This is a genomic window from Citrobacter sp. Cb031, assembly GCF_030336725.1.
Classification (GTDB): Bacteria; Pseudomonadota; Gammaproteobacteria; order Enterobacterales; family Enterobacteriaceae; genus Citrobacter; species Citrobacter braakii.
In genome coordinates this window covers 1-14694 of record NZ_JAOWDA010000027.1, presented here as the reverse complement: position 1 = coordinate 14694, position 14694 = coordinate 1, and the positions used below count along the sequence as shown (strand labels likewise).

Sequence of the window (14694 nt, the reverse complement as noted above, 5' to 3'; positions counted from 1 at the left end):
ACGGCTTATATTTTTCGAAAACCGGTATTTTTCACGCTCTGCTTAATCTCTTTATTCAAGAGGTTAAGTAGTAGCATGGAACGCGCTTCGCCATCCGGTTCGGTGAAGATCGCTTTCAGTCCCTCAAACGCCCCTTCAGTAATAATCACGCTGTCCCCTGGCTGAGGGGTTTGCGGGTCAACAATACCTTCAGGCTTGTAGATAGAAAGCTGGTGAATTACGGGGGATGGGACGGTCGCAGGCGTCGCTCCAAAACGAACGAAATGGCTGACACCACGCGTGGCGTTGATCGTGGTGGTGTGGATCACTTCCGGGTCGAACTCGACAAACATGTAATTAGGGAATAGTGGTTCACAGACTGTGGTACGTTTACCGCGCACCATTTTTTCCAGGGTGATCATAGGCGTCAGGCAGTTCACCGCCTGTCTTTCCAGGTGTTCCTGGGCTCGCTGAAGTTGCCCACGTTTGCAGTACAGTAAATACCAGGATTGCATAATAACTCTTATTCGCTTGTTCTGAGCGCTAGCATAGCAAAAGCCATGAGTTAAGTTAATTATACCCGCCTCAAAGCAGGCTGAAACCCAACGGGTATATACTCCCAGGGCTTATATGTATCGCCAGAGTTCACGCTAATTTAACAAAAATACAGCATCACAATGATGAACGCCGTATAATGAAGCGCTTACGAAGAGGCCACAATGGACGCCATGAAATATCACGATTTACGCGACTTCCTGACGCTGCTTGAACAGCAGGGCGAGCTCAAACGCATTTCGCTTGAGGTGGATCCCCACCTGGAAATTACTGAAATTGCCGATCGCACTCTGCGTGCTGGCGGGCCTGCGTTACTGTTTGAGAATCCTAAAGGCTATTCCATGCCGGTGCTGTGTAACCTGTTTGGCACACCGAAGCGTGTTGCGATGGGGATGGGGCAGGAAGATGTCTCGGCACTACGGGAAGTCGGTAAACTGTTGGCGTTTTTGAAAGAGCCGGAGCCACCGAAAGGATTCCGCGATCTGTTTGATAAGCTGCCGCAGTTTAAGCAGGTGCTGAACATGCCGACTAAGCGGTTGCGCGGTGCGCCTTGTCAGCAAAAAATCTACTCCGGTGATGACGTCGATTTAAACCGTATTCCGATTATGACCTGTTGGCCGGAAGATGCCGCACCGCTGATTACCTGGGGGCTAACCGTAACGCGTGGTCCGCATAAAGAGCGGCAGAATCTGGGCATTTATCGCCAGCAGCTGATTGGCAAAAACAAGCTTATTATGCGCTGGTTGTCCCACCGCGGCGGCGCGCTCGATTACCAGGAGTGGTGTGCGGCGCATCCTGGCGAACGCTTCCCTGTTTCGGTGGCGTTGGGGGCAGATCCTGCGACCATTCTGGGGGCCGTGACGCCCGTCCCTGATACATTATCCGAGTACGCATTTGCCGGGCTGTTACGTGGCACCAAGACCGAAGTGGTCAAATGTATTTCCAACGATCTGGAAGTGCCCGCCAGTGCTGAAATCGTGCTGGAAGGGTATATCGAACCGGGTGAGCTGGCCCCGGAAGGACCGTATGGCGATCATACCGGCTACTACAACGAAGTAGATAGCTTTCCGGTCTTTACCGTCACGCACATTACCCAGCGTGAAGAGGCGATCTATCACTCTACTTATACCGGACGTCCGCCTGATGAGCCCGCGGTGCTTGGCGTGGCGCTGAACGAAGTTTTCGTTCCTATTCTGCAAAAGCAGTTCCCGGAAATTGTCGATTTTTACCTGCCTCCGGAAGGCTGTTCATATCGTCTGGCCGTGGTGACGATGAAAAAACAGTACGCTGGTCATGCCAAACGCGTCATGATGGGTGTTTGGTCGTTTTTGCGCCAGTTTATGTACACCAAATTTGTTATTGTCTGCGATGATGATGTCAATGCACGCGACTGGAATGATGTGATTTGGGCAATTACTACCCGTATGGACCCGGCTCGGGACACGGTACTGGTAGAGAATACGCCAATTGATTACCTGGACTTTGCCTCGCCGGTTTCCGGCCTGGGTTCAAAAATGGGGCTGGATGCCACAAATAAATGGCCGGGCGAAACCCAACGCGAATGGGGACGCCCGATTAAAAAAGATCCTGAAGTAACTGCGCGTATTGACGCAATTTGGGATGAACTGGCCATCTTTAATGACGGCAAAAGCGCCTGAGGCGCGATCGTTTTGCCTATTGATCCGACAGAGAGAGCGCATGACAACCTTAAGCTGTAAAGTGACCTCGGTAGAAGCTATCACTGATACCGTATATCGCGTTCGTTTAGTGCCAGACGCGGCGTTTTCCTTTCGTGCTGGCCAGTATTTAATGGTCGTGATGGACGAAAGGGATAAGCGTCCGTTCTCCATGGCATCCACGCCGGACGAGCAAGGATTCATTGAGCTGCACGTTGGCGCCTCTGAGCTAAATCTTTATGCCATGGCTGTGATGGACCGAATTCTGAAAGACCGGGAAATCAAGGTCGACATTCCGCATGGCGAAGCCTGGCTGCGTGATGAAGACGAGCGCCCGCTGATCCTGATTGCCGGTGGTACAGGGTTCTCTTACGTGCGTTCCATTCTGCTTACTGCGCTGGCGCGTAATCCAAACCGCGATATCACCATTTACTGGGGTGGGCGCGAAGAGAAGCATCTCTACGATCTCTCCGAACTGGAAGCGTTGTCTGTTAATCACCCGAATCTGCGCGTTGAGCCAGTGGTGGAACAGCCAGAAGACGGCTGGCGTGGTCGTACGGGAACCGTGTTAACGGCGGTATTGCAGGATTACGGTACCCTGGCTGAGCACGATATCTACATTGCCGGTCGTTTTGAAATGGCCAAAATCGCGCGCGATCTGTTCTGTAATGAACGCAGTGCGCGTGAAGATCGCCTGTTTGGCGACGCTTTCGCGTTCATTTAAGCGCTGTGCGCCGGAGCCCTTCCGGCGCATCCATCAATCATCTGTCTTCCAACTAGCAGGGCGCAGGCCCGGCGTCATTGCCTCTCTTTCTCATCATAATTATTTTTTAGTAAACATAATATGTCCGTCACTCAAACATAAATTGAGTTTTTGTGACAGCTCTCCATGTGTTTAGTAAACAAAATAGGCAAGCTAAACCGCATCACATTGTGAGATGCAAACGAGGAAAAACCATGAGGCTCGGACTGGATATCGGCGGGACTAAAATCGAAGCGGTGGTGATTGATAACGCGGGTGAAATTGTTTACCGCGAACGATGTGCGACACCAAAGCAGCGTTACGGTGATTTTTTCCAGGCCGTGACGGAGATGATAGCCAGGGCTATGCAGGCCATTAATCAGCCTTTATCGGTTGGCGTCGGGGTGCCAGGTGCGGTGGATAGCGAAGGTTTGATTAAGAATTCCAACATTCTGGTGCTGAATCAGCAGGCCTTTGCGCAAGATCTCGAGCGTGCATTAGGAATGCCAGTGCCCGTTACCAATGATGCCAACTGCTTTACCCTGTCAGAAGCGATAGACGGTAGTGGGCGTGGGCATAGCGTGGTATTTGGCGTGATCCTCGGCACCGGATGCGGCGGTGGTCTGTGCATTGAGAACCGGTTGATCTCCGGCCCTAACGCCTGTGCCGGAGAGTGGGGGCATAATGCATTGCCGCGCTACCACGGATCTCAGGACGGGGCTGAAGTGACATGCTATTGCGGACAGTTGAACTGTATTGAGAGCTTTATTTCGGGTAGTGGCCTGGAGCGCCAGTATATGAATCACACCGCGCAACATATGGGTGTGCCACAAATTATGCAACGGGTAGCATCGGGTGATGCAGACGCCTGTTTGTTATGGGAACGCTATTGCGATCAACTGGCTCGCGCGTTGGCGAGTGTGGTAAATATGCTCGATCCCGATGTTATCGTGCTGGGGGGCGGGGTATCCAATATCGATTTACTGTACTCAGGCTTACAGGCGCGAGTGGCGCAGTACGTGTTTGGTAAACAGTGCCGCACACCGATCGTTCAGGCCCGCCACGGCGACAGCAGCGGCGTACGCGGCGCAGCCTGGCTGGGGGCACAACAAGCCACAGTAAATCCATGAGAGTGAAATGACGAAACCTGTACGTATCAGAGACATTGCCGACGCTTGTGGCGTCTCGGTTGGCGCTGTTTCCCGCGCGCTAAAAGGGCAACCGGGGCTGCGGGAAGAGACCCGACAGCGCATTATTTCAGTGGCGCAGCAGCAGGGTTATGATTTTTCACGCCTGCGCGCAGACAAAATCAAACGTGTCCTGTTTTTACTGCATCGTCAGCACAATATCAGCCGGGCTTTACCGTTTTACTCTCAACTGCTGCTGGGGATAGAAGATCTGTGTCGCGAAAAGGGGGTTGCGCTAAGCTTTCTCTCTATAGGTCCAGGCGATGCAGTGAGTGAGCAGGTGATGCTGCACCAGCCTGATGCGCTGATCTGCGCGGGATTTTTTGAACCTGAGTTGCTTGGGCTGCTACAACAGATGAAATTGCCGCTGGTGCTGGTGGATCTCTGGGCGCCAGGACTGCCTTGCGTGAATCCTGACAATACTCTGGGCGGCTATCTGGCTACGCAACATCTGATTGCACAAGGCCGCAGCCGCATTGCTTTTCTTGCCAGTACGCTCGCGCACTACAGCATCCGTCAGCGTGAAAAGGGCTACCGTCAGGCATTGTATGAAGCCCGTTTGCTAATGCCGCCAGAGTACGATGTCGTTGCGCCGCCGCTGCTGGATACCGAGCAATCTCTGGTGGATGCGGTTAATGAGCTACTCAGACTGCCAGAGCCGCCCGATGCCATTTTTGCCTATAACGACGCGGCAGCGATGGTTGTTCAGCAGGTGTGTGCGCAGCAGGGTATACGTATCCCGGAAGATCTTGCGCTGGTGGGATTTGATGATATCGATGCTGCGTCCTGGTCACATCCGCCGCTGACTACCATTGCGGTTGATAAAAAACAGCTGGGGCGTGAAGCGCTGCGTTTACTGCTGGAAGAAAATCAGGAAGAGAATCTGCTGCTGCCGGTGCAGTTAGTGGTGCGTGGTAGTTCAGGGAAATAAAAAACCCGCCCCTGACAGGCGGGAAGAACGGCAACTAAACCTTTCCCCGTCATAATACACACTGCCTCTTTGTGGGCTGCCTGCGCTCACCCCGGTCACATAGTTATCTATGCTCCCGGGGATTCGCTTAGTGGCTGCCGCGATGCAGCGCGAATTATTTGGGAATTTATCTTTGATTAAACTCGCTCAAATACCGTTGCGATACCCTGACCTAACCCGATACACATCGTCGCCAGACCAAACTGCACGTCTTTGCGTTCCATCAGGTTGAGCAGGGTGGTGCTGATACGCGCCCCAGAACAGCCCAGCGGGTGACCCAAGGCGATCGCCCCACCATTGAGGTTGATCTTCTCATCGATCTGCTCCATTAGCCCCAGATCTTTAATACACGGCAGGATCTGAGCGGCAAAGGCTTCGTTCATCTCAAACAAGCCGATGTCGCTGGTGGAGAGTCCCGCTTTTTTCAGCGCCAGCTTTGAGGCCGGAACCGGGCCGTAACCCATGATTGACGGATCGCAGCCGACAACAGCCATCGAACGAATACGGGCACGCGGCGTCAGACCCAGTTGACGGGCGCGGCTTTCGCTCATTACCAGCATCGCCGCTGCGCCGTCGGAGAGCGCAGAAGAGGTACCGGCAGTCACCGTTCCGTTCACCGGATCGAACGCCGGGCGCAGGGTGGAGAGCGCTTCAACGGTCGTTTCCGGACGGATAACCTCATCGTAGTTAAACTGCTTCAGCACGCCGTCGGCATCATGACCGCCGGTCGGGATGATTTCGTTTTTAAAAGCGCCAGACTGTGTTGCAGCCCAGGCGCGAGCGTGTGAACGTGCGGCGAAAGCGTCCTGCATTTCACGGCTGATGCCGTGCATGCGGGAGAGCATTTCCGCGGTCAGGCCCATCATCCCTGCGGCTTTCGCCACGTTGCGGCTCATACCCGGGTGGAAATCAACGCCGTGGCTCATTGGCACATGGCCCATATGCTCAACGCCGCCAATCAGGCACGCCTGAGCATCACCAGTCATGATCATGCGTGCCGCATCGTGCAGCGCCTGCATGGACGAACCGCACAGGCGATTGACCGTGACGGCCGGAACGGAGTGCGGAACTTCCGCTAGCAGCGCGGCATTACGGGCGATATTGAAACCCTGCTCCAGCGTTTGTTGCACACAGCCCCAGTAAATGTCATCAAGCGCGGTTGGCTCCAGCGCCGGATTACGCGCCAGCAGGCTACGCATTAAATGTGCAGAGAGATCTTCTGCACGCACGTTCCGAAACGCGCCCCCTTTCGAACGGCCCATCGGGGTACGGATCGCATCAACAATTACAACCTGTTCCATTGTGACTCCTTAAGCCGTTTTCAGGCTGCCAACCGGGCGGGCTGGCTCAACCTGGGGATAATACGGTTCGTTATGGCGCGCTTTATCACGCAGACCGACCGGAACTTCATACAGCGGACCAAGGTGCTGATACTGCTGAGCCATATCGAGATACTTCGCGCTGCCGAGCGTATCCAGCCAGCGGAACGCACCGCCGTGGAACGGAGGGAAGCCCAGACCGTATACCAGCGCCATATCGGCTTCTGCCGGGCTGGCGATAATGCCTTCTTCCAGGCAACGCACTACTTCGTTGACCATAGGGATCATCATGCGGGCGATAATCTCTTCATCGCTGAAGTCGCGTTTCGGCTGGCTGACCTCTGCCAGCAGATCGTCAACGGTGGCATCTTCTTCTTTCTTCGGCTTGCCCTTGTTGTCTTCTTTATAACGCCAGAATCCGAGACCGTTTTTCTGCCCGAAACGGTTAGCATCAAACAGGGCGTCTATCGCATCGCGATAATCTTTCTGCATACGCTGAGGGAAGCCTGCGGACATCACCGCCTGCGCGTGGTGCGCGGTATCAATACCTACCACGTCCAGCAGATAAGCCGGGCCCATCGGCCAACCAAACTGTTTTTCCATCACTTTGTCGACTTTGCGGAAATCCGCCCCGTCGCGCAGTAACTGACTGAAACCGGCAAAATAGGGGAACAGCACGCGGTTAACGAAGAAACCAGGGCAGTCATTAACCACAATCGGCGTTTTGCCCATCTGGCTTGCCCAGGCGACAACCTTAGCGATGGTTTCATCCGAGCTTTTCTCGCCGCGAATGATCTCAACCAGCGGCATACGGTGCACCGGGTTAAAGAAGTGCATCCCACAGAAGTTTTCCGGACGCTTAAGCGCGCTGGCCAGTTCGTTGATTGGGATGGTGGAAGTATTCGAAGCCAGTACAGTGTCCGGGCGAACCTGATCTTCGGTTTCCGCCAGTACCGCTTTTTTCACTTTTGGGTTTTCTACGACCGCTTCAACTACCACGTCCACGCGTTCGAAACCGCTATAGTCGAGGGTGGGATGAATGGTGGAAATAACGCCCGCCATTTTCAGACCGTCAATTTTGCCGCGCTCAAGCTGTTTGTTCAGTAGCTTGGCCGCTTCGGTCATGCCCAGCGTTAATGATTTGTCGTTGATATCTTTCATGACAACCGGCACGCCTTTCCAGGCCGACTGGTAAGCGATGCCGCCGCCCATAATGCCTGCGCCCAGCACTGCCGCTTGCTTTGGCGCTTCAACATTTTTGGTGAGCTTTTTGGCTTTGGCTTTCACGAATTGATCGTTAAGGAAAATTCCAACCAGTGCGCGGGCTTCATTGGTGTGCGCCAGTGGAACAAAGCTTTTATTTTCCAGATTCAGCGCTTCTTCACGACCAAAACGGGCCGCTGCTTCAATGGTTTTTACCGCGGTAATCGGTGCGGGATAATGCTTACCTGCCGTCTGCGCCACCATACCTTTGGCGATGGTAAAGCTCATTGCCGCTTCAATTTTACTGAGTTTCAACGGCTCCAGCTTCGGTTGACGTTTGGCTTTCCAGTCGAGGTCGCCGTTAATCGCCTGACGTAATACCGCGATCGCGCCATCAAGCAGTTTGTCTTGCTTCACTACGCCATCGACCAGACCGATTTTTAGCGCCTGCTCAGCACCCACATCTTTACCCGCAGCAATAATTTCCAGCGCGCTGTCCGCACCCAGCATACGTGGCATACGCACGGAGCCGCCAAAGCCTGGCATAATGCCCAGCTTGGTTTCCGGCAGGCCGATGCGCAGGTCCGGCGTAGCCAGACGATAATCGGTCGCCAGGACACACTCACAGCCGCCGCCCAGCACATAGCCGTTAACCGCTGAGAGAGTCGGAACAGGCAGATCTTCCAGGCGATTAAACACGCTGTTGGCAAAATGCAGCCACTGGCTCAGTTGCTCTTCAGGCACGAGGAACAGTGAAAGGAATTCGGTGATGTCGGCACCAACAATAAAGGCTGCTTTGTTAGAACGCAGCAGCAGCCCTTTTAAATTCGGTTGTTTTTCCAGCACGTCAAGCGCATGGCCCAGGCTGGCAACGGTGGCCGTGTCGAGTTTATTGACTGAGCCTGGGGCATCGAACACCAGTTCGGCGATGCCATCTTCCAGCCAGTCGAGGTACAGGGTGTCGCCTTTGTAAAGCATGTCAGTCTCCTGAATCCGCAAGGTGATCTGGTCATACCAGATGAATCGAAGTGTGTGTTTTATGTTAATAAAATGCAAATGAATGATTAAAGAAATGACGATTTGATCACGCTCGGCAGAAATCACGCACTCACAAACCGATGTGCTAAGATGCGGACACTTGAGGTCAAAAAAACAGAAGGATAGAAAATGGAATCACTGGCCGCACTCTATAAAAATCATATCGTTACCCTACAAGAACGGACGCGCGACGCGCTGGAGCGCTTCAAGCTGGATGCGTTACTTATTCACTCAGGAGAACTTGTTAACGTCTTTCTCGACGATCATCCCTACCCGTTTAAGGTCAATCCGCAATTCAAAGCCTGGGTGCCTGTAACGCAGGTTCCTAACTGCTGGTTGCTGGTGGATGGCGTGAATAAGCCGAAATTGTGGTTCTACCTGCCGGTCGATTACTGGCACAACGTTGAGCCGCTGCCGACCTCCTTCTGGACGGAAGAAATTGAGATCATCGCGCTGCCAAAAGCTGATGGTATCGGTAGCCAACTGCCTGCTGCTCGCGGCAATATCGGTTACATCGGTCCGGTTCCGGAACGCGCGCTGCAGCTGGACATCGCGGCCAGCAATATCAACCCGAAAGGGGTTATCGACTACCTGCATTATTATCGTGCTTACAAAACAGATTACGAACTGGCCTGTATGCGCGAAGCACAGAAAATGGCGGTGAATGGACACCGTGCCGCGGAAGAAGCGTTCCGTTCCGGGATGAGCGAGTTTGACATCAACCTCGCTTACCTGACTGCTACCGGTCATCGCGACACCGACGTGCCGTACAGCAACATCGTGGCGCTTAACGAGCATGCTTCGGTTCTGCATTACACCAGGCTGGATCATCAGGCTCCGTCTGAAATCCGCAGTTTCCTGCTGGATGCCGGTGCGGAATACAACGGCTATGCAGCAGACCTGACGCGTACGTGGTCGGCGAAAAGCGACAACGACTATGCGCATCTGGTGAAGGATGTGAATGACGAGCAACTGGCGCTGATTGCCACTATGAAAGCGGGCACCAGCTATGTGGATTATCACATTCAGTTCCATCAGCGCATCGCGAAGCTGCTGCGTAAGCATCAAATCGTCACTGATATGAGTGAAGAGGCGATGGTGGAAAACGATCTTACCGGGCCGTTTATGCCGCATGGCATTGGTCACCCGCTGGGTCTGCAGGTACACGATGTCGCTGGTTTTATGCAGGATGACAGCGGTACGCATCTGGCCGCGCCGTCGAAGTATCCTTACCTGCGTTGCACCCGCGTTCTGCAACCGGGCATGGTCCTGACCATCGAACCGGGCGTCTACTTCATTGAATCGCTGTTGGCGCCGTGGCGTGAAGGGCAGTTCAGCAAACACTTCAACTGGCAGAAAATTGAAGCCCTGAAACCGTTCGGCGGTATTCGTATTGAAGATAACGTGGTGGTCCACGAGAACAATATCGAAAACATGACACGGGATTTAAAACTGGCGTAATGGACAGTTGGTTAATCCCTGCGGCGCCGGTAAGCGTCGTTGAAGAGATCAAAAAAAGCCGCTTCATTACGCTGCTCGCCCATACGGACGGCGTAGACGCGGCGAAAGCGTTTGTTGAGTCAGTCAAAATGGAACACCCGGACGCCCGCCACCACTGTGTGGCGTGGGTGGCGGGCGCGCCCAATGACTCGCAGCAGCTGGGATTTTCAGACGATGGCGAACCGGCTGGTACGGCAGGCAAACCGATGCTCGCGCAGCTGATGGGGAGTGGCATCGGTGAGATTACCGCGGTGGTGGTGCGCTACTACGGCGGTATCCTTCTGGGTACGGGTGGGCTAGTGAAAGCCTACGGTGGCGGCGTGAATCAGGCGTTGCGTCAGTTAACGACGCAGCGCAAGACGCCATTAACCGAATATACTTTGCAGTGTGAGTACGGTCAGCTGGCAGGCATTGAAGCTTTGCTGGGGCAGTTTGACGGTAAAGTTGTTGCCAGTGATTACCAGGCTTTTGTTCGGCTCAGGGTGGCGCTTCCTTATGCCAAAGTGGATGAATTTTCGGCAAAACTGGCGGATTTTAGTCGTGGTTCATTGCAATTGTTAGCGATTGAAGAATAATCCCCACCTCATTTTAAAGAACTAAGGAAGCGGCAGAGATGCATTTTCGCGCCATCACCCGAATCGTTGGACTACTGGTCATCTTATTCTCGGGGACAATGATTATCCCCGGACTGGTAGCGCTCATCTACCGCGATGGGGCAGGGCGTGCGTTTACCCAAACTTTCTTCGTTGCTCTGGCGATCGGTTCCATGCTGTGGTGGCCAAACCGTAAAGAGAAGGGCGAGCTGAAATCGCGCGAAGGGTTTCTGATTGTCGTTTTGTTCTGGACCGTGCTGGGTAGCGTGGGTGCGCTACCGTTCATCTTTGCGGAAAGCCCTAACCTCACGATAACCGACGCTTTTTTTGAATCCTTCTCCGGATTAACCACCACGGGGGCGACAACGCTGGTGGGGCTGGATTCATTGCCACACGCTATCCTCTTTTATCGACAGATGCTGCAATGGTTCGGCGGGATGGGGATCATCGTGCTGGCGGTGGCTATTCTGCCTATTCTTGGCGTCGGTGGGATGCAGCTCTACCGGGCAGAAATGCCGGGCCCGCTGAAAGATAACAAAATGCGTCCGCGTATTGCCGAAACGGCGAAAACGCTGTGGCTTATCTATGTATTACTGACGGTGGCGTGTGCGCTGGCGCTATGGTTTGCCGGGATGCCCGCGTTTGACGCTATTGGGCACAGCTTTGCTACGATAGCCATCGGCGGCTTTTCCACACACGATGCCAGCGTGGGGTATTTCGACAGTCCCACGATTAACACCATTATTGCTATCTTCTTGCTGATCTCTGGTTGTAACTATGGTCTGCACTTCTCTTTACTCAGCGGTCGCAGCCTGAAGGTCTACTGGCGCGATCCAGAATTCCGCATGTTCATTGGGGTGCAGCTGACGCTGGTGGCTGTCTGTACGCTGGTGCTGTGGATACACAATACCTACGGTTCGGCACTCACGACCATCAACCAGGCTTTTTTTCAGGTGGTATCGATGGCGACGACCGCCGGATTTACTACGGACAGTATTGCCCGCTGGCCGTTGTTCCTGCCGGTGCTGTTGCTGTGTTCTGCTTTTATTGGCGGCTGTGCCGGGTCGACGGGCGGTGGCTTGAAGGTGATTCGAATCCTGTTGCTGTTTAAGCAGGGTAACCGCGAATTGAAACGACTGGTCCACCCGAATGCGGTTTACAGTATCAAGCTGGGTAACCGTGCTTTGCCGGAGCGAATCCTTGAAGCTGTTTGGGGATTCTTCTCTGCCTATGCGCTGGTCTTTATTATCAGTATGCTGGCGATTATTGCGACCGGTGTTGATGACTTCTCCGCGTTTGCCTCTGTTGTGGCGACGCTGAATAACCTGGGGCCAGGGCTGGGGGTTGTCGCCGACAACTTTGCCAGTATGAACCCCGTGGCGAAGTGGATCCTGATTGCCAATATGCTGTTTGGTCGTCTGGAGGTCTTTACCCTGCTGGTGCTCTTTACCCCTACTTTCTGGCGTGAATAATGGAGTAACACGTGAAAACACTGATTCTTTTTTCTTCCCGGGACGGACAAACGCGTGAAATCGCCGAGTATCTGGCTTCTGAACTGAAAGAGCTGGGCGTTTGGGCGGATGTCGTTAATTTGCATCGTACCGCGGAGCCTGACTGGCAAAATTATGACAGCGTGGTGATTGGCGCCTCGATTCGTTATGGTCATTACCATGCAGCTTTTCAGGAGTTTGTGAAAAAGCATGCCACGCGGCTGAACGCGATGCCGAGTGCCTTCTACTCCGTAAACCTGGTTGCCCGTAAACCGGAGAAACGCACGCCGCAAACTAACAGCTATGCGCGTAAGTTCCTGATGAGTTCGCCGTGGCGGCCTGATCGCAGTGCGGTTATTGCTGGCGCTTTGCTGTATCCCCGCTATCGCTGGTATGACCGCGTTATGATCCAACTGATAATGAAGATGTCAGGCGGTGAAACTGATACCAATAAAGAAGTGGTGTATACCGATTGGGAACAGGTCGCGGATTTCGCGCGGGAAATCGCCCAATTAACCCACAAAACGTTGTCAAAATAAGCACAAAGAATAAAAAATACGCACTCGGAAGATTATTTTAAATTTCCCCTTGTCAGCCTGAAATAACTCCCTATAATGCGCCTCCACTGACACGGAACAACGGATTACAAACCGCCGGGTCAGCGGAGAAAAGCGAAAATAAACGCTTGACTCTGTAGCGGGATGGCGTAATATGCACACCCCGCGCCGCTGAGAAAAAGCGAAGCGGCACTGCTCTTTAACAATTTATCAGACAATCTGTGTGGGCACTCGAAGATACGGATTCTTAACGTCGCAAGACGAAAAATGAATACCAAGTCTCTGAGTGAACACGTAATTCATTACGAAGTTTAATTCACGAGCATCAAACTTAAATTGAAGAGTTTGATCATGGCTCAGATTGAACGCTGGCGGCAGGCCTAACACATGCAAGTCGAACGGTAGCACAGAGGAGCTTGCTCCTTGGGTGACGAGTGGCGGACGGGTGAGTAATGTCTGGGAAACTGCCCGATGGAGGGGGATAACTACTGGAAACGGTAGCTAATACCGCATAACGTCGCAAGACCAAAGAGGGGGACCTTCGGGCCTCTTGCCATCGGATGTGCCCAGATGGGATTAGCTAGTAGGTGGGGTAACGGCTCACCTAGGCGACGATCCCTAGCTGGTCTGAGAGGATGACCAGCCACACTGGAACTGAGACACGGTCCAGACTCCTACGGGAGGCAGCAGTGGGGAATATTGCACAATGGGCGCAAGCCTGATGCAGCCATGCCGCGTGTATGAAGAAGGCCTTCGGGTTGTAAAGTACTTTCAGCGAGGAGGAAGGTGTTGTGGTTAATAACCACAGCAATTGACGTTACTCGCAGAAGAAGCACCGGCTAACTCCGTGCCAGCAGCCGCGGTAATACGGAGGGTGCAAGCGTTAATCGGAATTACTGGGCGTAAAGCGCACGCAGGCGGTCTGTCAAGTCGGATGTGAAATCCCCGGGCTCAACCTGGGAACTGCATCCGAAACTGGCAGGCTAGAGTCTTGTAGAGGGGGGTAGAATTCCAGGTGTAGCGGTGAAATGCGTAGAGATCTGGAGGAATACCGGTGGCGAAGGCGGCCCCCTGGACAAAGACTGACGCTCAGGTGCGAAAGCGTGGGGAGCAAACAGGATTAGATACCCTGGTAGTCCACGCCGTAAACGATGTCGACTTGGAGGTTGTGCCCTTGAGGCGTGGCTTCCGGAGCTAACGCGTTAAGTCGACCGCCTGGGGAGTACGGCCGCAAGGTTAAAACTCAAATGAATTGACGGGGGCCCGCACAAGCGGTGGAGCATGTGGTTTAATTCGATGCAACGCGAAGAACCTTACCTACTCTTGACATCCAGAGAACTTAGCAGAGATGCTTTGGTGCCTTCGGGAACTCTGAGACAGGTGCTGCATGGCTGTCGTCAGCTCGTGTTGTGAAATGTTGGGTTAAGTCCCGCAACGAGCGCAACCCTTATCCTTTGTTGCCAGCGGTCCGGCCGGGAACTCAAAGGAGACTGCCAGTGATAAACTGGAGGAAGGTGGGGATGACGTCAAGTCATCATGGCCCTTACGAGTAGGGCTACACACGTGCTACAATGGCATATACAAAGAGAAGCGACCTCGCGAGAGCAAGCGGACCTCATAAAGTATGTCGTAGTCCGGATTGGAGTCTGCAACTCGACTCCATGAAGTCGGAATCGCTAGTAATCGTGGATCAGAATGCCACGGTGAATACGTTCCCGGGCCTTGTACACACCGCCCGTCACACCATGGGAGTGGGTTGCAAAAGAAGTAGGTAGCTTAACCTTCGGGAGGGCGCTTACCACTTTGTGATTCATGACTGGGGTGAAGTCGTAACAAGGTAACCGTAGGGGAACCTGCGGTTGGATCACCTCCTTACCTTAAAGAA

General features: G+C 53.6%; 11 protein-coding genes and 1 rRNA gene. 9 read left to right on the top strand and 3 right to left on the bottom strand.

Annotated features, from left to right (window positions below):
* Positions 1-5 precede the first annotated feature (5 nt).
* Positions 6-494, bottom strand: a complete 489-nt coding sequence (gene rfaH / locus OGV93_RS12525; RefSeq protein WP_016155144.1) for a transcription/translation regulatory transformer protein RfaH — start codon at positions 492-494, stop codon at positions 6-8.
* Positions 495-698: 204 nt separating this feature from the next.
* Here rfaH and ubiD point away from each other — a divergent pair, with 204 nt between their 5' ends.
* The 4 genes from ubiD to OGV93_RS12505 all read left to right on the top strand — a co-directional run bounded on the left by ubiD (position 699) and on the right by OGV93_RS12505 (position 5070).
* Positions 699-2192 (top strand): 4-hydroxy-3-polyprenylbenzoate decarboxylase, encoded by a 1494-nt coding sequence (gene ubiD / locus OGV93_RS12520; protein ID WP_016155145.1) that lies wholly within the window; start codon positions 699-701, stop codon positions 2190-2192.
* A gap of 40 nt (positions 2193-2232) precedes the next feature.
* On the top strand, positions 2233-2934 hold the full coding sequence (gene fre / locus OGV93_RS12515) for an NAD(P)H-flavin reductase (RefSeq protein WP_003828903.1): 702 nt from the start codon (positions 2233-2235) through the stop codon (positions 2932-2934).
* Between the two features lie 233 nt (positions 2935-3167).
* Positions 3168-4082: an ROK family protein gene (locus OGV93_RS12510; RefSeq protein ID WP_131380414.1), complete on the top strand. Its 915-nt coding sequence runs from the start codon at positions 3168-3170 to the stop codon at positions 4080-4082.
* Between the two features lie 7 nt (positions 4083-4089).
* Positions 4090-5070, top strand: a complete 981-nt coding sequence (locus tag OGV93_RS12505; RefSeq protein ID WP_047416482.1) for a LacI family DNA-binding transcriptional regulator — start codon at positions 4090-4092, stop codon at positions 5068-5070.
* Positions 5071-5246: 176 nt separating this feature from the next.
* Here the strand turns inward: OGV93_RS12505 and fadA are convergent, their stop codons facing one another.
* Positions 5247-6410, bottom strand: coding sequence for an acetyl-CoA C-acyltransferase FadA (gene fadA / locus OGV93_RS12500; protein ID WP_016155148.1), 1164 nt, complete (start codon positions 6408-6410; stop codon positions 5247-5249).
* 9 nt (positions 6411-6419) lie between these two features.
* Entirely contained in the window at positions 6420-8609 is a 2190-nt protein-coding gene (gene fadB, locus OGV93_RS12495; protein ID WP_287109608.1) for a fatty acid oxidation complex subunit alpha FadB, read from the bottom strand.
* 189 nt (positions 8610-8798) lie between these two features.
* Here fadB and pepQ point away from each other — a divergent pair, with 189 nt between their 5' ends.
* From pepQ to OGV93_RS12470, 5 genes are all read left to right on the top strand, one after another.
* Complete coding sequence (gene pepQ / locus OGV93_RS12490; RefSeq protein WP_287109607.1) at positions 8799-10130, top strand: Xaa-Pro dipeptidase; 1332 nt, start codon at positions 8799-8801, stop codon at positions 10128-10130.
* On the top strand, positions 10130-10744 hold the full coding sequence (locus OGV93_RS12485) for an IMPACT family protein (protein ID WP_047358737.1): 615 nt from the start codon (positions 10130-10132) through the stop codon (positions 10742-10744). The genes pepQ and OGV93_RS12485 overlap by 1 nt, the downstream gene beginning before the upstream one ends.
* 38 nt (positions 10745-10782) lie before the next feature.
* Positions 10783-12234 (top strand): Trk system potassium transporter TrkH, encoded by a 1452-nt coding sequence (trkH, locus tag OGV93_RS12480; RefSeq protein WP_003017848.1) that lies wholly within the window; start codon positions 10783-10785, stop codon positions 12232-12234.
* 11 nt (positions 12235-12245) lie between these two features.
* Entirely contained in the window at positions 12246-12791 is a 546-nt protein-coding gene (hemG, locus tag OGV93_RS12475) for a menaquinone-dependent protoporphyrinogen IX dehydrogenase (protein ID WP_016155152.1), read from the top strand.
* A gap of 351 nt (positions 12792-13142) precedes the next feature.
* Positions 13143-14684, top strand: a 16S ribosomal RNA gene (locus tag OGV93_RS12470).
* Positions 14685-14694: the final 10 nt, after the last annotated feature.